This window comes from Autumnicola aciditolerans, from assembly GCF_041679265.1.
In the GTDB taxonomy this organism is placed as follows: Bacteria; Bacteroidota; Bacteroidia; order Flavobacteriales; family Flavobacteriaceae; genus Autumnicola.
The window spans coordinates 47,865-69,328 of sequence record NZ_JBGFSM010000005.1; the positions used below are offsets into that span (position 1 = coordinate 47,865).

Consider the following 21,464-nt stretch of genomic DNA (forward strand, 5'->3'; position numbering starts at 1 on the left):
GGTTTTATGAAGGTTTTACTTCTTCGGTTTGATGATGCAGTTTTCTGGAAATTACAGATTCCAGTAATTCTGCGCGATGCTCATAAGTATGTTTTGCAAGTACTTTTTTATAAGCCGCCTTTCCTATTTTTTCTGCTTTTTCAGGAGTAAGTTCAGAAAGGACATTTTTTACCTCTTCCCCATTTTTTACCACAATAATTTCTTCATCTGGTTCAAAAAAAGTATCGATACCTTTCCAGTAATCGGTGATAATACAGGCACCGGCACCGGCTGCTTCGAATACCCTTGTGGCTGGAGAAAAACCGTATTTCGCCATACTGTCCCGGCTAATATTTAACACCGCCATTGGGGTACAGTTAAAGGCATTATGGTTCCTGGTGTACACATGGCCCACATATTCCACATTTTCAGGCATAGCTTTGTCTCCCCAGCCACTTCCGCCAATAATAAATTGATGCTCCGGAAGGTTTCCTGCAGGCTTCAGAAAAAATTCTTCAACACGGGCCTCACGGTCTGGCAACCTGTTGCCCAGGAAAGCCAGGGTGCAATTAAATTTTTCATCGGGCGCTACCGGAAAATGAGTATCGGTATCCAGCGCATTATATATTGGAATACATTTTTGCGCCCCATTCTTTTCATAAGCATCAATTACAGGCTGCCCACCGCCGTAAGTGAGAATAAAATCATACTGCGGAATAAGTTTTCTAAAAGGATCATTTTCATCATTTTCAATACGGTCCAGCGTGGCAGGTGCATCTACATCCCAGAATATTACAAGATTTTGTTCACTCTTCATCTTAGCAACCTCTTCCTCAAGAAAATCATCAAAAGCGCCTACCCCGCTTGCTTTTATAATAACGTCTGACTCTTCCTGGGCTTTCCGCAGCAATCCGCGTAAACTTACCTTATCCTTTTCATAGACAATTACATTACACCATTCAGGATCTTCAATATCGCGGTGCTGCTGCCTTTCAAAAATATCAGGTTCATAAAAGGTCACTTCATGCCCCATTTTGTTCAGGGCTTTTACAATGCCCCGATAATAGGTGGCGGCACCGTTCCAGTAGGCAGAAACGATACTGGAGCCGAAAAATGCAATATTCAGTTTATTTTTTATCATCATTAATTTTCATGTTTTTGGCCATTGGAGACGCTATTTCATCAATTATTTTTTCAAGCTCATCCACTCTTATCGCGCAGGTATGTTTTTTAAGAATTGTTTCGCGCCCGTTTTCAGAAAGGCTTTGGGCCAGCTGCGCACTTTTAAGCACTTCTGAAATCCTGTAGCCCATATCATTTCCATCTTTGGCAATAAGATAATCTTTACCGGCGGTAAACAGTTCTTCGGAATCTTCCCAGGGAGAAGTGATGAGCGGAATTCCGCAGGAAAGGGCTTCAAAAGGACGAATTGTGGGGATCCCCGGAAGCATTTCCACATAAGGCCGGCGGGGCACGTGTACGGTAACTTTATATTTGGCAAAAACTTCCGGCACCTTATAATTAGGGAGCCAGCCGCCGTATTCAATCCCGGCATCTTTGAGGGCTTTTTTTGCTTCATCGGGATAGCGTACGCCGTAAACTTTGGCCTTTAGACCAAGTTCTTTAACAGGTTCCACCAGGAATTCCATCAATTCCTCGGTGCGCTCATCATCTCCCCAGTTGCCTATCCATACCAGGTCTCCTTCCTTATCTGCATCCCTTTTCGGTTTAAACAATTCGGCATCAGCAGCTTCATGCCAGGTCCAGGCTTTTTTAACCCATTTTTTATCCTGATAAATCTTCCGGATCACTTCCCCAAAAACAAGGGAGCCATCATAATTTTCAAGATCGTATTTTTCCATGTTTTTTTCATCGGAAACTGCCCTGTGATGCGTATCATGAAAAAGTAATTTATAGCCATAGCGCTCTTTTTTCTTTCCAATTTCAGCAACCAGTTCAGCATCGTTCCATTCATGCACAATCACCACATCTGCATTTCCCAGGATATTTTCATAATTAAGAGGTTTTCCCGGATTGTAAAACTGGGGATTTAGGCTGGGGTAATATTGGCGGAATTCATCCAGTTTTTCCGCACCATGATCTTTAATAAGGTTATTCAGGCTCCATCCTCCCTCTGGCTCATAGACGTCCACTTCATGGCCCTTTTTAAGCAGTTCCTTTACGATACCTCTTAAAAAATGGGCATTCCCATGGTTCCAGTCCGAATATAAAGAATGGTAGAACATTACAAATTTCATAGGCTTTGGCTTAGTCTGTTTAAATCTGTTTTTCTGCTAATTATTAATCGTTTGTATAAGGAAGCATATTCCGCCCCCATTTTCCTTAGGTTATATTCCCTGGATTTTTTTGTAGATTTTAAGGCCATTCGTTTTCTGTATTCCTGGTCCTCAATAAGCTCCATTATTTTCTTCTCCGTTTCCACAGGATTTTCAGGATCAAAAAATGCCGCGGTAGTGCCCCATAATTCTATAAGGGTATCTATATTGCTAAGAGCAAGTGCACAGCCGGCACTGGCAGCTTCCAAAATGGCCAGCCCAAAGGGTTCATATTTTGTAGGGCTGGCAAAAATTGCTGCACGCTGCATTATATTTTTAGCTTCTTCAGGAGATAATTCCCCCAGAAAATGGACATTTTCAATCTCCACTTTTGCTCCTGTGCCGGGATTTACATTATTGCCCGCGATGTAAACCGGCCAGGGCAATTTTTTAGCGATTCCTGAAAGTGCCTTTAGATTTTTGGCTTCATCCCAGATCCTGCCCATGCATAGAATGATATTTTCTTTTTTCTTTTCTTCGGAAAACCTAAGGTCCCGGCCATTGTGTATCACTTCAGTATGGGAAGAGATCTTATGAGTGTTCACAGCGTTTTTCAGCAATGATTCTGTTGGGCTTACCACCACATCTGAAGCATTTAAAGAATCTTTTACAATTCCTGTATACCTATCCCATGAAACCGGAGCTGCTGTACCCTTAACGGCCTGCCACCAGGTTTGTACGCAGGAATGAAAGACAGTGACCACGGGACATGACCAGAAATTTTCGATATGGGCATAATTATTAAAATGCACAACATCCGGGTGAACAGTTTGGTAGATGGATGTGATCCATTTATGCGCTTTCTCAAGGTCTTCCCAGGGATCCTGCATCCATTCCAGTTTATAATCGCTCTTGTAGAGGATTACATTTGGCAAACGCGAAGCTTCTTCCTGCTGCCCCTGGGTAGGCCATGCTCCCATAGCCGCAAGATGGACCTCAACACCATGTTCAATAAGCGCGCGGCATAGTTCTATAGAATACGTCCACACGCCTCCCACCGTATCGGTGGTCATCAATACTTTCATCCTGCTATCTCCCATAAATGCGGTCTATTATTTTGGTTGTTTTTATAAATTCTTCGGCAGATCCACGATTAAATCCTTTTCCTTCTGCAAGATTTCTTGCCCAAACCAGCCCTGCCTGGCCACTCCAGTTATCAGGAGGAAAAGCGAGGGTTTCAGTAGAGGTGCCTTTATATTTTTCCGCAGTAAAATCATAAAAAGAGCCATTTATATTTTTAAATGCTGCCCCTCCTTCGGTTCCATAAAAACGTGCCTCGATTACTGCATCCTGTCCCGCGCTAATATTCCAGGAACACTCCAGGTTAATATGTGTATCTTCATTTGACGTTATGGAAACACTGGCAAAATCTTCCACCTGCTCATTAAAAGAAGAGAGTTTTTTTCCTTTGTGATACAGGTGACTTTTTACATCTTTAATTTCAGGAAATCCAAGGGTCCATAAAGCGAGATCTATAAGATGTATTCCAAGATCCATCACGCAACCTCCGCCAGACCTGTTAATGTCATAGAACCATTCTTTATCTGGTCCATAAGCATTATGAAAAACCAGATCTGCAGCGTATATTTTTCCTATTTCTCCGTTTTGAATGAGCTTATATATTGCCTGGAAAGCTTTGGTGTACCGGTAAGAAAGATCTACGGCAAGTAATTTATCTGCTTCTTCCGCAGCTTCTACAACTTTTTTTACTTCTGAAGTGTTGCGCCCTAATGGCTTCTGGCAAAAAACAGATTTCCCGGCTTTCAGTGCTTCCACCGCCTGTTCTGCGTGCATTGCACTTGGGGTGGCAATTACAATCCCGTCCAGCTCTTTATGCGCATAAACTTCTTCTGGAGAAGAAGCCAGAATAGCCGACTTTGCTTCTTTTAAGGCTTCTTTGGCATTTTCCTTGGAAGGTTCAGAAATCATGAGTGCGTTGGTATTGGCTTCTTTTAACAGGACTTCCATCCTGTTACGGCCAATCCAGCCTACCCCTATGAAGCCCAATGCCAGCGGCTTTTCATCTTTAATAGTTGGTTTGGTGGTTATCATTAATTTTGGTTGGTTAGTTTAATTAGCTATGGCCAGGATTAATAATTAAGGCTTTTATAAAGCCATCCGGCCGTTGGGTAAGGTGCCGGAAAGCATTTTCCATTTCTGATAACTTAAACGTATGGGTGAAAAATGGGAAAGGATCCAGCTCGTTCTTCTGTATAGCGGCAATCGCTTCCTTTATTCCATCTACATATTTTTGTGGGTCCCTTTCGTGGGCGCTAATCATGTCTATCCCGCGCCAGTTAAGCATCTGTACATTTAAATTGCGCATACCATCCTGATGGAAGCCGGCTACAATAAGTTTTCCCCTTTCTCCCGTTAATTCTATGGAAAGGTTCAGTGGCCATTCTTTTCCTGTGGCTTCTATTACGCGTTCACAAAATTTATTTTCAGTTAATTCTTTTACCTTTTCTATGATCTTAAAATGATCATCCATAGGGATGGTTTCATCTGCCCCGGCAGATTTTGCCGCATCCAGTGAAAATTGCCTTCTGGAAATTGCAATTACTTTTGCGCCCTGGGATTTTGCGAGCTGAATGAGCATAAGCCCTAAGAAGCCACATCCCACGATAGCCACTGTTTGCCCATTTTTGATATCGCTTCGGGAAAAGATATTCATCGCACAGCCAAGCGGTTCACCGGGAAAAGGCTTATCATCTAAAAAATCTGGTAATTTCACCAGGTTTTCAGGTTTTGCAATGTCGTGAGTGGCATAGGCATTATAGGTAAGGCCGGTTACCCGCTCCCCAACGGTAAATCCTTTAACTTCATCTCCCACAGCATCTATTATGCCCCAGCCCTCATGACCGGGATTTCCCTCTTCTACAGGATAGCTAAACCAATCCCGGCCTTCCCAAACCGGAATATTGGAAGCACAAACACCGCTTCCATGTAATTTAATCCTTACTTCATTTTTTCCCGGCTGCGGAATTTCCCTTTTCTCAACGGCCACCTTTCCAGGTTGCTCAATAACCGCCGCTTTATATTTTTCAGATTCATTAGGAAGTACAGGCATTTGCTGTACTGTTCTACTTATTCTCATAGTGCTACTGCTTTTGCAGATGATCTTGGTTTATTTTCAAGTCTAATATTTCGGGTCTCACATAGCCAGTTGAGCAATTTTTCTACTCCCTGTTCTACAGAATGTTTTGGAGACCAACCAGTGGCTTTTTGAAATTTGGAAGTATTGGAAACATAATAATGCTGATCTCCTGTCCTCCAGTCTTCAAATGAAATTTCCATTTCCTTACCAGTCTTCTCCTTGATAATCTGAAGAATTTCGATAAGGCTTACCGTATTTGAAGGACCTCCTCCAATATTGAAAACTTCTCCTGAAATTTTTTCAATATTCTCTCTTGCCAGAACAAAAGCATCCACCAGGTCTTCAACAAAAAGAATATCTCTTACCTGTTTTCCATTTCCGTAGATCACGATTGGATTATCTTCCAGCGCGCTGATTAGGAAATGGGCTACCCAGCCCTGGTCTTCCGTGCCAAACTGGTGGGGACCATAAATACAGCTCATTCTAAAAACAGTGGTTTTAAGCCCATAGGACCGGGAATAATCCAGGATATACTGGTCTGCCCCGCCCTTAGAGCAGCCATAAGGACTATGGAATTCCAGGGACCTCTTTTCACTCACCCCTTTTTTTTCTATTTCTTTATCTGAAGGAGAATAGCGGGTTTCATTCGGCTCCATTTTTAAATCGTTCAAATCTCCGTAAACCTTATTTGTGGAAGTGAACAGCAGTGGTGGCTGATGAGGAGATTTTCTAATAGCTTCCAGCAGGTTAAAAGTACCTTCCATATTCACCTGAAAATCCAGCACAGGATTGGTAAGTGATGTAGTAACCGCTACCTGTGATGAGAAATGAAACACTTCATTAGCATATTTCACACTTTGTTCCAGAACCCATTTTTCTTTAATATCGGCAATCTGCACAATCAATTTATCTCCATATTTTTGCTGAAGCCATTGCAGGTTCTGTTCCACCCCATCCCTGAAAAGGCTGTCAAAAATCATTACTTTCTTACCTTCGCTCAGAAGCCTTTTTGCGAGGTTGGTCCCTATAAATCCGGCACCTCCTGTTATAAGGCTGTAATTTTCATCGGTTTGTATGTGATACTGCTTATTAATATAGGAATGGTTATGAATATTTTCCAGCCCATGCTTCTCCAGCAGTTTATAAAGTAGCTTTTTAGTACCATCTGTTTTCTTTAAGCCAAAATAATATTCCCTTTCATCCAGGTGAAACCCTCCCACAGTAGGATTCTTAGGATGAAGGTCATTCAGGCTATACCAGTACACACGATCTGCAGTAGTATTAATAACCTTTTTAAATTCTTCAAATTGTTTTACCTCATCGTCCTGCCAGGTAGAAAATCCAACTTCTGAAATCCATAGTTCCTTTTCAAGATCAAAACGGCTAAGGACTTTTTTTACCTGTTTTATATTTTCTTCCCATCCACTCCATTGCTGATCGAAAACATGAGGAAAACCATGAATTCCTACCGCATCGATATTTTCCAGAGTTCCTCTTTCTGCCATCATCTGCAACCAGTTGGGATCTATGGGGCTCATCCCGCCAAGCACTGTTTTTTTACCTTTTTCCTTGGCCCAGTAGGCAGCCATATCTATCATTTTGGTGAACTTATGCCAAGAAAAATCCATGGTATAATCATATTCCACCTTATTATTAGGCTCGTTCCAAAGCTCCACCCATTCAAAATATTGTCCGTATCTATTGATCATAAGATCAATAAAATCGGCATAGGATTTTGCATATTTAGGTGGGGAAGAGGTTTTAGGTGCTTCTCCTATGGAAGGTGGTGTATAGAGGAAGCATGGTAGTATTTCTACATGCTTACCAAGTGTGGCAAAAAGCCAGTCGTACCATTCTTCAGTACCTTCCACATACCAGTCTGCCCAGGAAATTCCAGTCCTGAGATGTGTAATATTAAGTTTTTTAAGATCTTCTATAGTATTTTCCACTTCCTGGTACTCTCCTGGCCTGAACCATTCTAATATTCCTAAAACCGGAGTGGAGGTAACTTGTTTCTTTTGCATAACGGTTGGTTTATACGGTTAATCCTCTTGAAGAAAGTTCGCTGCTAGCCTTACTAACATTATCTGTTGCAATCTGGCCTTTTAACCATTCGGCAAGTTCAAATAATCCTTCTTCAAATTGAACCTCAGGTTCAAAACCTAAAATTTCTTTGGTTTTTGCGGTATCTGCAAAACAGTGACGAATATCACCAATCCTATATTTTCCGGTAATTTCAGGTGAAATATCCTTGCCCATAACCGAGGCCAGTTTATCTGCAATATGGGTAATTGTATATTGATTTCCACTTCCTATATTAAAAACTTCTCCGGCAGCATCTGGAGTTTCCATTGCCAGCCTACAGGCTCTGGCCACATCTTTTACATGTATAAAATCTCTTTTTTGCTTCCCATCTTCAAAAATCATTGGAGGATTATTATTTAAAAGACGCGAAGCAAAAATGGCAAGTACCCCGGTGTAAGGATTAGATAAAGCCTGGCGGGTTCCATAAACATTAAAAAACCGCAAGGCAGTGGTAGGGATGTTGTATGCCTTTCCTGTAATTAGCCCCAGCCTTTCCTGGTCATATTTTGAAAGGGCGTAGACCGAGGCTAGATTTGGTTTTTTGCTTTCCGGAGTTGGTACAGGCTCTAATTCTTCTCCATCCTTATACATTTCCCACCGGTCATTTTTAAGATCTTCAAGCCTTCGTTCACATTCCATTTCAAGGTTTCCTTTCCCATCTTTATAAAGGCCCTCCCCGTAAATACTCATGCTGGAAGCCACCACCAGCTTTTCTACGGGATGATTTATAAGAGCTTCTAAAAGTGTTGCGGTTCCCACATTATTAACTGCGGTATAATCCCTTATTTGATACATGCTTTGCCCTACTCCCACCATAGCAGCAAGGTGGAAAACAGCATGAATCCCTTCCAAAGCCTTTTCTACTGCTTCCTTATCTCTTACATCTCCCATTAAAAACTCTACTTCAGAATTAAGGTAGGAGGGTTTTTTACGCTCCTTCCCATGCACCTGTTCAGAGAGGTTATCCAGCACACGCACTTCGTAACCCTTGGATAGTAATTCATCTGCAAGGTGTGAGCCAATGAATCCTGCTCCTCCGGTTATTAAGATTTTTTTACTCATTTAATTTTTTTTGGTTGGTTAAAAACTTTGCTTTAGTGGTCTTGTAATTATTTTATTAATACTTCTTCCTTTTTGATTTACCGCGTAAAAAATATCTTCAGCAATATCTTCAGGTGCAAGAAATCCCATTTCCAGATTTTCTACGCTGGTATACCCGGAAATTTGATTTTCAAAAAAATTGGTATTGGTTACTCCTGGACTTACTACAGTAACTTTAATATGCGGAAGAGTTTCTAATCGAAGGGTATCAGCAATAATCTCCAGAGCAGTTTTTGTAGCCGCATATATGCCGCCTGAAGGATGCGGCTGGCCGGCTGAAACAGAAGACACAATAATAACATGGCCTTCTTGGCGCTTCATCATTTCCGGCACAAAGGCTCTTATGCATCTAAGCGCCCCCATTAAATTGGTATTTATCACTTCCTGCCATTTTCCGGGATCACCCTCAAACAATTTTTCCTGAATTCCCCTTCCGGCATTTAAGACCAATATTCCGGGATGTCCTATAGTATCAATAAGCTCATCATATAAATTCGCAACATCTACAGGATCACTTACATTGGTTTTAAAGAAAGAAAGGCATTCTTCCTGCTCCCGGGGAATTTCAACATCTGCTATAGCCACCCGGTAATTTTCGTTAGAAAATTTCCTGGCGACGGCGCGGCCAATTCCATTAGCCCCACCGGTTATTAATATATTTTCAGATAAATTGCCTGCTTGCATTAATTTCTTTAACTATATTATAGAGCTATTAACATCTTTAAAAGCATCAGGAACGGGGACAATTGAAAAACAGCTTTTGCTTTTCAATAAAACCTGAAAAATTATAATTTCCCGAAAAAAAGAAAACAGCTTTAAAGCTGAATCCCTTGTCCTTTGGGAGGTACCGATCTTCTTTGACTTTCAAATTTAAGTTAGATCCATAATAAATACTCCTAAAGCAGTTGTAAAGATTTCTTAATATCATTAGATGCCATAGAAGCTTATATAGGAGATGAAGCCTTTAGTGGCGGTAGCTGCTGCTACTGAAGATGCATTTAAAAACATAAAAAAAAGTTAATTTTATTCACGGCTCAAGGTGCTTTTTTTTAAATGCTTTATTTTTTTCGTTCGTCTTTTACAAATTTCCCGTGAGAGGGAACGGCAAGTTCTTTAAAATTAGTACTTAAATTCATTAATCCTTCCCTTAATTCTTTTCCTTTAATAGCCTCTCCATGACCAGTTACGGCAACCTCTGGATTTAATGCCTGCAACTTAGCTACAGATTCTGCTGCCTGCTCCCAATTAGTAGTCAGATATACCGGAGGACCGTTTATTTCTTTTTTCTGAACCAGCACCTTATAGAAGGAATCCTGTTTTACGGTAACAAACGCATCTGCTGCAATTAGGGTTCTGTCTTTTTCCCTAAAAAGTGCAATTTGTCCGGGCGCGTGTCCCGGAACATGAATCCATTTCCATGAAGCTAATTCCGGCACTTTTCCATCTGCCGGCAATTCCTTTAAAACGGCTTTAATGTTTATAGGCTCGTGTGGATAGACGGAAGAAATCTTTGCCAGCAATCCTCCTTCTACAGAAGAATCTGGTTCGGGGTATTTTTTCTCTCCTGTTAAATAACCAAATTCAAGGGGATGAGCATAAACAGGAACATTCCAGTGATCTATTAAATATACCAGGTTACTAACATGGTCAAAATGGCCGTGGGTAAGGATAATTGCTTTAGGCTTTGTACCTTTTCCAAACCTTTCTTCAGCAACATTTAAAATTTCTTTCCCAGATTTGGGCAAACCCGCATCTATCAGCACCCAATCCTGAGATTTCGGTTTGCCAATCATTACAATATTAACTATTTGATTGGTGTAGTAATAAACATCATCACGAATTTCTTCCCCTTTACCACTTCTAAAGGAAGTCATTGGAATAGGCATACTGTCATCACTTTGCTTCATCTTCTTGCTCATAATTGATTCTTATTTATTATCTATTTCAATTTTATTTAAGGGAATATAGGCCGGCCCTTCTATTACTTCTCCCGTAGTATTGAACCTGCTGCCGTGACAGGGACAATCCCAACTCTTTTCAACATTATTCCAGTGTACCCTACAAGCCATATGTGTACAAAGTGCCGAGAGTATACTTAGCGATCCATCTTCTTTTTTGTACACTGCTAATTTTTCTCCATTGCGTGTGAGAACGGCAGCTTCCCCCGGAGGTATTCCCACTAGATCCTCATCATCTCCTTTAAAAACCAGATCCTTTATAAATTCTCCGGCCACATTTACGTTTTCTTTAATAAACTTCCCTGCAGATTTTGCGGGATTATGCCTTGCCGCTCTATATAGTTCTTCATAAGGGTTAAATTTCCCTTCAATTTGATCTGCCAGAATTAATGCTGAAAGTGTACCGTAAACTAATCCGTCTGTAGAAAATCCTGTGGCCACAAATTCGCGGGAATTGGTCTTTTTTCTTCCTATATAAGGAAGCAAATCTGCAGGCTTATAATTTTGTCCACCCCATACATGAGTAAACTCAGAAATATCAAATCTCTTCTGAATAAAATTTTTAAGATCTTCTACATGCTCTTTATTATCTTTAGCCTGCCCCATTTTGTGTGGGCTTCCAACGGCTATTAGGTACTGTTCTCCCTTTCGTGAATAAGATCTCAACGAATATTTTTTATCATGGTAATATCCCCAAAAGATTCCTTCAGGATAATCGGGGGAATGAAGTTTGGCGGCTATCCCATATTCGCGGTAAGGCCCTAAAGCGGTGTGATATTGCATTTCCATTCCTTTAGGAGTATGGGTGGCGTGAATAGCGTATTGAGCAGAAACTATGGCGCCAGGGGTGTGTACCAGTACCCTGTCTTCCTCTTCCTCTATGGCCCGGACGATGGTTTGCTCATATATTTTACAGTTTTCACCTTCAATGGCACTGGCCAAGCCCTGTATATATAGGAGCGGATTAAATTGGGCCTGATCTTCTATTCTCATACCATCATCGTGGTCTAATGGAAATGTTTTAGTAAGCTCAAAAAATTCAAACTCAATTTCCTTGGCTACTTTTTTTTCTTCCAGCATTTTCATGCTATTGGCATCTTCAAATAAGAACAGGGGCTGTTTCTTAAAGTCACAATCTATTTGAAAAGCTTCCACATTTTGCTCAATTTTTTTAAGCGCATCCCAGCGGGAGAGAATAACTTTTTTCACGACTTCTTTATCGTACTTGGATTTTAAGGAGGAAAGCAGCTGGTCTATTATCACATATAGATTACCGGTACTGTGCGAAGTAGTGCCCTTTCCAACACTTTTTGCTTCCAGAACTGCAACCTTATAACCTCTTTCAGCAAGAGCCTGCGCAGTACTAATACCGGTTATTCCACCACCCACAATAGCAACATCAACGGCTATGTCTCCTTTTAATTTAGGGTAAGTAATAGTTTCATCTGAATACGAATTCCATAAAGATCCTTCTATCATGTATTATAATTTAATTGGTTATACAAAAATAAAGGCCTGTTTAAGAATTTAACACAGGCCTTTGATAAAGATTGATTTATGGGAACTTCAGGAAGAAAATTTTTCTTCAATTTCAAATGAAACTTCATCAGATTCATCTTCAATTTCATAGATCCTGATACCCATACATTTTATCTCTCTAAGACACAGATAAACTTTGTGCTTTTGAGCTAACAGCAATTCACGTATACTTCCACGATTTACCTGTGAAAGTGCGCAATTGTAATACTGGAGGCTCTTTTTTTCCCTCCTGTAACATTCTTTAATCAAGCCCTGCCTTTCATACCTGGAGACATGAAACAGAGCCGGAAAATCACCAGTGACACCCATGCGTAACTGAAATTTCTCATGAGGCAGCAATTCATCTTGTAAGGCTACAATCTGGGCCTGTAATTTTGCCGCAAATTCTTTCTTCTGGCCCGCAAGCTTCAAGAAAAATGACTTAATCATTAGCTTTTTGCTCTGGTACGCCACATGCTGATAATCCTTTTGATGTGCCAGATTCCTGATTTTTAATTTTTCAAGAATCCTGATTGTTTTTTCCCGACATCCCATGGCTTTTAAAATTTATTCGGTGGTTTATTAATTAGAATGACCTTTAAAAAAATCATATCTAAATTTAACCCCGAAAAAAGCCATTATGTAGTATTTTAACTTTTTTAACCCCAATTTTTAATAAAGAAAAATGCTGCTCTATCCCAGCTTCTTCCTGAACACCTTCAAATATTATTAGTTTACCACTTTCTTATAGATTTAAGAAAAAATAATTATATTTCCTTATTTTGTTAATTTTCAGATTTTTTTCTTAAAAATTGTTAAAATTGTTTGGCCTTCCATAACTCTTATGCTTTCGGTATTAACGTTTTTGCAACGCTACCCGTTAGTAATTTTACATTTAGCCTAAAAATGAGCTACAATACTTTTCTAATAAGCTGCTTAGTACTTCTTTATGAATCCCATATTCCCTTTAAACAGAAGATTTACCATTTAAAAGAACGCTGCCTATGCAAAAAATTTATGCAAGTACTTAATCCAGTAGAAAAAGCTATCTTCAACAAAAGCTAAAAGAATTAACATATAATGATGGAAATGAAGGTAATAATTATTTCCAGCCGCTCATTTCCGGAACGTTTATCTTATTTTGCTTCCCGGTTCAACCTGCTTTCAGCCAGTTTATTTAATTTATCATCTGCCCCATATTCTTCTTCCAGGGTTTTATGTAATTTTTTTGCCAAACCATCATGGCCCAATTCTTTAGCATATCTAACTACTGTCCCATAACCCGAAATTTCGTAGTGCTCTACCCGCTGGGCATCTGCTATGAGCCCGGCATCTCGTACATCATCATCGGCATCTTCTTTAAGGAAAGATTCGGCTTCCTTTATAAGTCCTTCCATGGCTTTACATTTTTCGCCGGTAGGTTTTATTCCCAATTCTTTACAAACTTCTTCAAGACGTTTCTTATGCTCTTTGGTTTCTTCAAGATGGCTTTCAAATGCTTTTTTAAGTTCGCCGTCACTTGCATTTTTAACCATTTTTGGCAGTGCTTCTATCAATTGTGACTCTGCACTATACAGGTCTTTTAACTGATGCTCAAATAAATCTTTCAAATCTTTCATAACTCATTGTTTTTATTGGTTATCATCATAAAGCTAACAATGAATTACATCCATTTCAGTTAAACAGAGCATAATACTTTGTTGCATTTATATTAAATTCCTGCTCCCGCCCTTACTGCTCCTCTCTGCTTCAATAAAAGCAGTACAGGAGAATTCTTTTCTTTCATTTTTTAAAGACTGACTTTTATATAATATCTTTCCACTTCAGAATTTTCCTGCAGTAATTACAGAAAGAACCCATGAAAATCCTTCATACGGCCGACTGGCACATTGGTAAAAAATTACATAAACATGATCTTTATGCCGATTTTGATTTATTCATAAAATGGCTGTGTACCTGTATAAGTACGAACAAGGTGGATGTGCTGCTGGTTTCCGGTGACATTTTTGACCTTGCCAATCCTTCTTCAGAAGCCAGAAAACAATACTACAAAGCGCTAATGCAGCTGCGTAAACTGGACTGCGTAATTATTTTAACCGGTGGAAATCACGACTCCCCGGCTATGCTTGATGCCCCAAAAGAGATTTTGCGGGAACTTGAGATGCATGTCATTGGAGGCCTGCCGCCCAATTTGGAAGATTGCATTGTTCCCCTTAAAAGAAATGGCAAAACCGAGGTGGTTATAGCTGCTATTCCATTTTTAAGAGACTCAGACCTGCGCAACGCCACTGAAGGTTCTACTTATGAAGACCGCCTGGAAGCAATCCGCAAAGGAATCCTAAATACCTTCAGGGAAGCTGCTGAAATTTGTAAAAAGAATTATCCCGGCGTTCCCGCTCTTGCCATGGGACATTTGTTTGCCGCGGGATCTGAAACTTCAGACAGTGAGCGGGATATACAAATAGGGAATCAGGCTGCTTTTAATGCGCTGCAATTTGGAAGTTATTTTAAATATATAGCCCTTGGACATATTCATAAGCCTCAAAGAATCTCTGCTGCGGTACCAGTATTTTATAGTGGTTCTCCCATCCCGCTTTCCTTTAGTGAAAGAAAAGATGAAAAAAGGCTGTTATTACTGGATACCAAAAACGGCTGGATCCCGGCGAATATTCCTGTTCCTGCCTTTAGAAAACTGCTGAAAATTAGCGGCACTATTGAAGAACTCAGGCTTAAACTTAGTTCTCTTGAAGAACCATTTGAACTCGATTCATTAATTGAAGTAGAATTAAAAGAAAATCTCTATAACGCACGGAAAATTTTTGAACTGGATGAACTTATTTCCAATTTTCATGCAGCAGGATATGAAATTGTAAAACACCGTGCCACTTTCCTGCAGCAAATTAAAGGAGCAACCGAATTGTACAAAAATTCGCAACCGTTGGAAGATCTTACTCCAAAAGACATTTTTTCACAGCTTATTGAAAAGCAGAAATATGATGTTGAAACACAGGAAGAACTAAAGGCTGCATTCAATGAACTTTTACAAGAAGTTCACCAAAGTGAAAATGCTTAAAAATGAAAATTTTAAAAATAGAATTTCAAAATATTAATTCCTTAAAGGGGACTCATCTTATAGATTTTACGGCGGCCCCTTTTACTGCGAGTTCGCTTTTTGCCATTACCGGACCTACGGGCAGTGGGAAAAGTACTATTCTAGATGTGATTTCACTGGCACTTTTTAACCAGGTGCCAAGGTTGGGAAAAATTACAAAAGGAGAAATTATTTCTAAAGGTGCCATTCTTACCCGCAATCAAAAAGAGGCATATACCAGGGTGACCTACGAATGCAAAAGCGGAATATATGCTTCCCAATGGAGCATTTCTACTAACCGGAATAATAATTTACGGGATTATGAAATGCAAATTGCCAATATAACACAAAATACCCTCCTGGATCTCAAAAAATCTGATGTCCCGGCAAAAAATGAATCCCTTATCGGCCTTAATTATGACCAGTTTATTAAATCTGTTTTATTGGCTCAGGGAGAATTTGCCCAATTTTTACGCGCTAAAAAAGAGGAAAGAGGAGAATTGCTGGAAAAAATTACCGGCACCGGAATATACCGGCAATTAGGCATAAAGGCCTTTGAAAAAAACCGGGAGGTAACCCGGGATATTGAGGCACAGCAACAGGAAATAAGGATCATCCGGCAAAACCTGCTGGAAGAAAAAATACATAAAGAGCATTCTTCTCAGTTTGAGCAGAAAACCCTGGTTTGTGAAAACTTTCAAAAGGAAATTGGCACTTTACAAAAAGCAATAGAACTTAAAGAACATATTGAAAAACAAAAGCAGGAAATCCAGCGGCTAGAGAAGCAAAAATACAGAGCAGATGAACAGCTTAAAACTTTTGAAAAAGAGCATGGTTTCCCTTTAAAACAGCATGAAAAAGTGCAGGATTTTTCAGATGAATTAAGGTCGTGGAAACTGTTGAAAAATGAAATAGAAAAGCTGGAGAACGAATTCAGCAATAACCAGAAAAGAGCTGCCGAAAATTCCGCGGAAATAGAAAAGCTCCAAAGTAGCGTTTCAACTTTTATAAACGAAGAGGTTGCTGCGGAAGACCTGGAGCAAAAACTTCAATTGTTCAGGAATAAAGTACTGGAGATTGAAAGCAAAAAACAAAACCGGCAAAACCAATACAAGATCAGGAGGTCAGAATTTATTTCAGAAACTAAAGATTTGCCCTTTCAGCTGAATGAGCAAAACCTCCAGGAAAATGAAACGGAATTAAAGGAGCTTCAGCATAAACTTTTCAGGAAGTCGGAGGATTTAAAGGGATCCCTTTCTGGCTTAGACCTGGAAAAACCCGCAATACTAAAGGAACAACTTCAGCATAAATTAAGACTTACCAGGGAAGCCACCCGTGATTTTTTCAGCATTGAAAAAACTTCCGAAGAAAAGGAAAAGCTGAAGATCGAAAAAGAGAAATTACAGCCCCAATTGCAAACTCTGCCTGCGGAAATAAAAGATGCAGAAAAACAGGTAATACTTTATAAAAGCAAGCTTGAAAACCTAAACTTAAAGAAAGAAAACCAACTGTTAAGAGCCAGCCTCAAAGAGCACCGCCATAATTTAAAGGAAGGAGAAGCGTGTCCTTTATGTGGTGCTACGCACCATCCCTTTGCGGAAGGTCTGCCGGAAAAAGATCCTGCACAGGACAGGCAGATAAAAGAAACTGAGGCCCTGCTACAGGAATGGAATCAAAAATTGAGTGCCTATAGCCTTAATTTTAACAATAGTAGAGAACAGCTAAAGGAATTGAATGAAAATTCACGGAAGCTGGAAAAAGTAGCAAATGAGCAAGAGGCAAAATTTTCTGAAAAATACGCTACACTTCCAAAATTAGAAAATTATGCCGGGTGGGAAAAATCCTGTAATTCTATAGAGCAGCAATTGGACGTTCTGCAAGATTACCTGCAAACGCAGAAGCAATTAAAATCGGTCGCCGCGAGTATTCCGCTTCTAAAAAATCTCCAGGAAATACTGGAAGAGGGAAAGCAGCTTAAAGACCAATTATTGCAATTGTATTCCGGGGACAACATCCAGAGGGATTTTCAGCAACTGCAAAACACCTGGATAAATTTACGTGCAGAGCAGAAAAATTTCGGGGAGCGGGCAAAGGAAATATCTAAGTCTTCTGAAGAAAAAATGGCTTTAAAGGAGAAGTTACAAAATAATTTAGCCTCCAAAATAGCTGATAAAGGCTTCACAAATACTGCTGAAGCATTTGCTGCTTTGATGCCCGAGGCAGAATGTAATGCCTTGCGCACTCAAAAGGCCAGCCTCCAGCAGCAAATAGATCATTTGGCAGCCACCTTAAAACTGTTGCATTCCCAGCTGGAAACGGCAAAGAAAATGGATGTGAAAAAAGAAAATTCTATGCTGCACACAGAACTGGAGGAAAAAAAGGAGAAATTCAAAAATATAAGCGATGAATGCAAGGAAATTCACCGACTGCTTAAAAATCATGATGAAAACCTGGAGCGCCTTTCCTATCTACAAACCCAAATTGCCGAAAAGGAGAAAAAGACGAGGAGATGGCGACTGCTAAACGAACTTATAGGCGATTCCCGGGGCAAAAATTTTAATGATTTTGCCCAGGACCTCAGCCTGGCGCAACTCCTGCGCCTTGCAAACGTGCGGCTTAAAGACTTGAGCGACCGCTACAGTATAGATAAACCCGCAGAAGATGAAGATGATGGCCTTGTGGCGATAGATGAACATATGGGCGGGCAAAGACGTTCAGTAAAAACGCTTTCCGGCGGCGAAACTTTTATCCTGAGCCTTAGCATGGCCCTGGCACTCTCTGACCTTGCCTCTAAAAATGTGGAAATTAACAGCCTCTTTATTGATGAAGGTTTTGGCACTCTGGATCCTGAAACGCTGGACCAGACCTTAGATACCTTAGAGAAACTGCAGGCCGAATCTTCAAAAACCATAGGTATTATTAGTCATGTAGACTCCTTAAAGGAACGTATTGCCACACAAATTCAGTTAAAAAGGAACGGCCAGGGATATAGTAGTTTGGAAGTTAGAGGGTAGAGGTTGGAGTTGTGAGTTCGAAGTTCGGAGTTGTGAGTTGGGAGTTATGAGTTATGAGTTATGAGTTTGTGGATGTTTTTTCTGCGGAAATCAGCAAAATCTGAGGGAGAAATAAAAGTTGTGAGTTGTGAGTTTGGGGTTTTGAGTTGGGAGTTTGTGGATGTTTTTTCTGCGGAAATCAGCGAAATCTAAGGGAGAAAAAAGTTAGGAGTGTGGAGTTCATCAGAGTTCAGAGTGCGTAGTTAGAAGTTTGGGGTTGTGAGTTGTGGGTTGAGTTAAGGGTAAGCATCATTAAACCTGGCTTTTGGAGGTGGCGTAGCCTACAGATTTCAATCTATACTATACGATCTACATTACTCAGTCCACAATTGACAATCTACATTATACATTTTCCAGTCTACACTAAACCATTTGGAGATATAAGAAGCTCCTGTTGTTACCCCGAAGGAAGCACGTAATAATAAATGGAAAGGAAATGGCAAAAGGTGCCAAAAAGCACGAAAATATGAAAAATTGCATGATTAAATTTTATCCTGTCCAAACTGAATAAAACCGCTCCTATGGTGTAGGATACACCGCCGGCCAAAAGCCATAACAGCCCGTTAAAGCTTAAATTCTGTACAAGGGGTTTTACCGCAAACACAACAATCCATCCCATCACCACATACATTATGGTAGAAAGAGTCTGGTACCTGCCGGTATAGAAAAGTTTCAGGATTATCCCCAGCAGCGCCATTCCCCATATCACTCCAAATATAATCCATCCCACTATGGTATTATTGAGTGTAACCAGCGCGAATGGCGTGTAAGTACCTGCAATAAGTACGTAAATTGAAGAATGGTCGAGAATATTTAGCCTGTACCGTAGCTTTTTGCCCCTGGCACTATGGTAAAATGTAGAAGCAGCATAAAGCAGGACCATGCTTGCGCCAAAAATAAGGATGCTTATAAGGTGTATCATTTCCCCATAATCATTGGCGCGCAGAATTAAAAGAACAAGGCCAAGAATACTAAGTCCAAAGCCGAAGCCATGGGAAATAATATTCAGCTTTTCCTCAAAAGGCGGATAAGAATTCTGTGGGTTGAATTTGACCATTTTTCTCCTGTTTCTTTTTATAAAAGACTACAAAAGAACTGCTTAATTCAAAATTTTTAACAAAAATTTGACTTCAGGATTTGTACACTTATCGTCTGCTAATAAAGTACCCTGAATTTTATGGTGCCCTGTATTTGTTTTAGTTCCTGAATTACTTCAGCATCATAGGCTTTATCAATATCTGTGATTACATAGCCAATGGTTTCATTGGTTTTTAGATGTTGGCCAACAATATTAATATCGTTATCTGCCAAAATCCGGTTTATATGAGCGATAATTCCGGGTTTGTTATGGTGAATATGAATTAGCCTGTGGGCATTTTCCAGGGTTGGTAATTGTAGGTTGGGGAAATTAACCGAATTGGTGGTTCCCCCGGTATTAATATATTCTATTATTTTTCCTGGTACAAAATTCCCGATATTTTCCTGGGCTTCCTGGGTACTTCCTCCAATATGCGGGGTTAATATTACATTTGGGAGTCCACATAGTTCAGATTCAAAAGACTCTTCATTTGTTTTTGGTTCTTTCGGAAACACATCCACCCCGGCTCCTTTTATTTTTCCGGAAGCAATATGCCTGCTAAGGGCGGCTACATCTACCACCTGTCCCCTGCTTAAGTTGAGAAAATAAGAATCCTCTTTCATTTGCCGGAACTGCTCCTCGCCTATCAGGTTTTTATTCTCCTTTCTTCCGTCTACATGAAGTGTTACAATATCTGCGGTTTCCAAAAGCTCCTGCAAGCTGTTGCATTTAGTGGCATTTCCCAGGGCAAGTTTTTCCACCAGATCATAATAATATACATCAAATCCTATAGCTTCTGCCACTACAGACAGCTGGGATCCAATGTTGCCATAACCTATAATTCCCAATTTTTTACCTCTTACCTCGTGGCTTCCTTTAGCAGATTTATTCCATTTGCCCTGGTGCATTTCGGCTATACGATCTGGCAGGTTGCGCATTAGCAAAATAATTTCCCCAATAGCCAGTTCCACCACAGAGCGGGTATTGCTGTAGGGCGCATTAAAAACAGCCACTCCTTTTTTAAGGCATTCTTCCAAATCTATCTGGTTAGTCCCAATACAAAAAGCCCCAACCGCTATAAGGCGCTGTGCATTGTCCAGCACTTTTTTAGTAAGTTGTGTTTTAGAGCGGATTCCAAGAACAGAAACATCTTTTATTCTTTCGGCAAGTTCATCTTCATCCAATCCTCCTCCATAAGTGGAGACGTTATAGCCTTCATTTTTCATAATGGCCACGGCATCTTCATGCACATTTTCAAGAAGTAATACTTTAATCCTGTTTTTTGGATAAGAAATCGCTTTGTTCATTTTATGGAGGTATAAAAATTCGTCTAAACTTGGAGTAATATGATCGGCTTTTTGAAGCACACTGTCTCTTTCCACATTTTCAGTAAAGGCATAGAATTTATTGGCCAACCCCGCAGCTTTAATCTCATAATCGGTATAACCGTCTCCAATTACAAAAACATCCCCTTTGAGGTCCAGTGCCTTTAGTTGCGCAACTTTGCCGTTGTTCGAGGAAAGTACATTGCTGGTATCAAAGCCGGTAATTTTTCCGGATTTATCAAAAATAAAGGTATTGGCAAAAACATTTTCTGGCTTTATGCCATATTCAGAAACAATAGGCACAATAAATTCTTTAAATCCATTGCTAATAATGTAAATATGGTCCCGGTTATCTTGAAAGAATTCTTCGTTGCGCACAAAAGAAGAGGAGACCTTGCCTTTTAATTTATCAATAAGAGGGGCCAGGTGGCTTTTTTCAGCTTTAAGTAAATCAAGTCGCTGCTTCAGGGAATCCCTAAAGGCAAGGCCGCCTTCCATTCCACGGTCTGTTAGTGACTTTAGATCATCCAAAAGCTGGTCTCTGTTTTTATCGTTTTCCAGGGAAATTTCTCCCAGCACATCCAGGGCTTCTACCTGCGTAAACGTGCTGTCAAAATCTATCACATAATTGGTCTTGGTTTTCATGCTGAAAAAAGTGTCTTCCGGGTTTAAAATTTAGTATCAAAACTAAGATTTTTAACTCATTATTAAAGGTCTCAAAAAATTATATCTGCAGCTTTTATATTTTCAATAACAGAAGCCGATTTTTATTCAAAAGAATTTATTTCCTAAAGCCAATGTGCCGTTTCTGTTAAAGAAAAGACAGCTTTAAATTTAAATTTT

16 protein-coding genes are annotated in these 21,464 nt (G+C 40.0%); 2 read left to right on the forward strand and 14 right to left on the reverse strand.

The window, feature by feature from the left end:
* Positions 1 to 4: 4 nt before the first annotated feature.
* From AB8M93_RS06385 to AB8M93_RS06440, 12 genes are all read right to left on the reverse strand, one after another.
* Complete coding sequence (locus AB8M93_RS06385; RefSeq protein ID WP_373056745.1) at positions 5 to 1,123, reverse strand: CgeB family protein; 1,119 nt, start codon at positions 1,121 to 1,123, stop codon at positions 5 to 7.
* Complete coding sequence (locus AB8M93_RS06390; protein ID WP_373056746.1) at positions 1,107 to 2,237, reverse strand: CgeB family protein; 1,131 nt, start codon at positions 2,235 to 2,237, stop codon at positions 1,107 to 1,109. Before AB8M93_RS06390 ends, AB8M93_RS06385 begins: the two co-directional genes overlap by 17 nt.
* Positions 2,234 to 3,355, reverse strand: coding sequence for a glycosyltransferase family 4 protein (locus AB8M93_RS06395; RefSeq protein WP_373056747.1), 1,122 nt, complete (start codon positions 3,353 to 3,355; stop codon positions 2,234 to 2,236). The genes AB8M93_RS06390 and AB8M93_RS06395 overlap by 4 nt, the downstream gene beginning before the upstream one ends.
* On the reverse strand, positions 3,345 to 4,367 hold the full coding sequence (locus tag AB8M93_RS06400) for a Gfo/Idh/MocA family protein (protein ID WP_373056748.1): 1,023 nt from the start codon (positions 4,365 to 4,367) through the stop codon (positions 3,345 to 3,347). The genes AB8M93_RS06395 and AB8M93_RS06400 overlap by 11 nt, the downstream gene beginning before the upstream one ends.
* Before the next feature lie 22 nt (positions 4,368 to 4,389).
* Positions 4,390 to 5,412 (reverse strand): MDR/zinc-dependent alcohol dehydrogenase-like family protein, encoded by a 1,023-nt coding sequence (locus tag AB8M93_RS06405; RefSeq protein ID WP_373056749.1) that lies wholly within the window; start codon positions 5,410 to 5,412, stop codon positions 4,390 to 4,392.
* The gene (locus tag AB8M93_RS06410; protein ID WP_373056750.1) at positions 5,409 to 7,436 is read right to left on the reverse strand and encodes a GDP-mannose 4,6-dehydratase; all 2,028 of its coding nucleotides are present in this window, start codon (positions 7,434 to 7,436) and stop codon (positions 5,409 to 5,411) included. The genes AB8M93_RS06405 and AB8M93_RS06410 overlap by 4 nt, the downstream gene beginning before the upstream one ends.
* Positions 7,437 to 7,446: 10 nt before the next feature.
* Positions 7,447 to 8,559 carry an NAD-dependent epimerase/dehydratase family protein gene (locus tag AB8M93_RS06415; RefSeq protein ID WP_373056751.1) on the reverse strand — a complete coding sequence of 371 codons (1,113 nt, stop codon included), beginning with the start codon at positions 8,557 to 8,559 and terminating at the stop codon, positions 7,447 to 7,449.
* 18 nt (positions 8,560 to 8,577) lie between these two features.
* A complete protein-coding gene (locus AB8M93_RS06420) occupies positions 8,578 to 9,282 on the reverse strand; it encodes an SDR family oxidoreductase (RefSeq protein WP_373056752.1) in 705 nt (234 codons plus the stop codon).
* A 374-nt stretch (positions 9,283 to 9,656) separates the two neighbouring features.
* Complete coding sequence (locus AB8M93_RS06425; RefSeq protein ID WP_373056753.1) at positions 9,657 to 10,517, reverse strand: MBL fold metallo-hydrolase; 861 nt, start codon at positions 10,515 to 10,517, stop codon at positions 9,657 to 9,659.
* Positions 10,518 to 10,526: 9 nt separating this feature from the next.
* Entirely contained in the window at positions 10,527 to 12,035 is a 1,509-nt protein-coding gene (locus tag AB8M93_RS06430) for an FAD-dependent oxidoreductase (protein ID WP_373056754.1), read from the reverse strand.
* Positions 12,036 to 12,122: 87 nt separating this feature from the next.
* Positions 12,123 to 12,629 carry a hypothetical protein gene (locus AB8M93_RS06435; protein ID WP_373056755.1) on the reverse strand — a complete coding sequence of 169 codons (507 nt, stop codon included), beginning with the start codon at positions 12,627 to 12,629 and terminating at the stop codon, positions 12,123 to 12,125.
* A gap of 581 nt (positions 12,630 to 13,210) precedes the next feature.
* Positions 13,211 to 13,693, reverse strand: a complete 483-nt coding sequence (locus AB8M93_RS06440; RefSeq protein ID WP_373056756.1) for a YciE/YciF ferroxidase family protein — start codon at positions 13,691 to 13,693, stop codon at positions 13,211 to 13,213.
* A gap of 239 nt (positions 13,694 to 13,932) precedes the next feature.
* Between AB8M93_RS06440 and AB8M93_RS06445 the strand changes: the two genes are divergently transcribed.
* Complete coding sequence (locus tag AB8M93_RS06445) at positions 13,933 to 15,147, forward strand: exonuclease SbcCD subunit D C-terminal domain-containing protein (RefSeq protein WP_373056757.1); 1,215 nt, start codon at positions 13,933 to 13,935, stop codon at positions 15,145 to 15,147.
* 2 nt (positions 15,148 to 15,149) lie between these two features.
* Entirely contained in the window at positions 15,150 to 18,179 is a 3,030-nt protein-coding gene (locus tag AB8M93_RS06450; protein ID WP_373056758.1) for an SbcC/MukB-like Walker B domain-containing protein, read from the forward strand.
* Positions 18,180 to 18,615: 436 nt separating this feature from the next.
* Here the strand turns inward: AB8M93_RS06450 and trhA are convergent, their stop codons facing one another.
* Together trhA and serA are read right to left on the reverse strand one after the other, a co-directional pair.
* Positions 18,616 to 19,275 carry a PAQR family membrane homeostasis protein TrhA gene (gene trhA, locus AB8M93_RS06455; protein WP_373056759.1) on the reverse strand — a complete coding sequence of 220 codons (660 nt, stop codon included), beginning with the start codon at positions 19,273 to 19,275 and terminating at the stop codon, positions 18,616 to 18,618.
* A 98-nt stretch (positions 19,276 to 19,373) separates the two neighbouring features.
* Positions 19,374 to 21,266: a phosphoglycerate dehydrogenase gene (gene serA, locus AB8M93_RS06460; RefSeq protein ID WP_373056760.1), complete on the reverse strand. Its 1,893-nt coding sequence runs from the start codon at positions 21,264 to 21,266 to the stop codon at positions 19,374 to 19,376.
* Positions 21,267 to 21,464 lie beyond the last annotated feature (198 nt).

Excerpts from the sequence above, each read along its gene's own strand:
- AB8M93_RS06385 (WP_373056745.1), bottom strand. The coding sequence starts at position 1,123 with ATGATGATAAAAAATAAACTGAATATTGCATTTTTCGGCTCCAGTATC.
- AB8M93_RS06390 (WP_373056746.1), bottom strand. The coding sequence starts at position 2,237 with ATGAAATTTGTAATGTTCTACCATTCTTTATATTCGGACTGGAACCAT.
- AB8M93_RS06395 (WP_373056747.1), bottom strand. The coding sequence starts at position 3,355 with ATGGGAGATAGCAGGATGAAAGTATTGATGACCACCGATACGGTGGGA.
- AB8M93_RS06400 (WP_373056748.1), bottom strand. The coding sequence starts at position 4,367 with ATGATAACCACCAAACCAACTATTAAAGATGAAAAGCCGCTGGCATTG.
- AB8M93_RS06405 (WP_373056749.1), bottom strand. The coding sequence starts at position 5,412 with ATGAGAATAAGTAGAACAGTACAGCAAATGCCTGTACTTCCTAATGAA.
- AB8M93_RS06410 (WP_373056750.1), bottom strand. The coding sequence starts at position 7,436 with ATGCAAAAGAAACAAGTTACCTCCACTCCGGTTTTAGGAATATTAGAA.
- AB8M93_RS06415 (WP_373056751.1), bottom strand. The coding sequence starts at position 8,559 with ATGAGTAAAAAAATCTTAATAACCGGAGGAGCAGGATTCATTGGCTCA.
- AB8M93_RS06420 (WP_373056752.1), bottom strand. The coding sequence starts at position 9,282 with ATGCAAGCAGGCAATTTATCTGAAAATATATTAATAACCGGTGGGGCT.
- AB8M93_RS06425 (WP_373056753.1), bottom strand. The coding sequence starts at position 10,517 with ATGAGCAAGAAGATGAAGCAAAGTGATGACAGTATGCCTATTCCAATG.
- AB8M93_RS06430 (WP_373056754.1), bottom strand. The coding sequence starts at position 12,035 with ATGATAGAAGGATCTTTATGGAATTCGTATTCAGATGAAACTATTACT.
- AB8M93_RS06435 (WP_373056755.1), bottom strand. The coding sequence starts at position 12,629 with ATGGGATGTCGGGAAAAAACAATCAGGATTCTTGAAAAATTAAAAATC.
- AB8M93_RS06440 (WP_373056756.1), bottom strand. The coding sequence starts at position 13,693 with ATGAAAGATTTGAAAGATTTATTTGAGCATCAGTTAAAAGACCTGTAT.
- AB8M93_RS06445 (WP_373056757.1), top strand. The coding sequence starts at position 13,933 with ATGAAAATCCTTCATACGGCCGACTGGCACATTGGTAAAAAATTACAT.
- AB8M93_RS06450 (WP_373056758.1), top strand. The coding sequence starts at position 15,150 with ATGAAAATTTTAAAAATAGAATTTCAAAATATTAATTCCTTAAAGGGG.
- trhA (WP_373056759.1), bottom strand. The coding sequence starts at position 19,275 with ATGGTCAAATTCAACCCACAGAATTCTTATCCGCCTTTTGAGGAAAAG.
- serA (WP_373056760.1), bottom strand. The coding sequence starts at position 21,266 with ATGAAAACCAAGACCAATTATGTGATAGATTTTGACAGCACGTTTACG.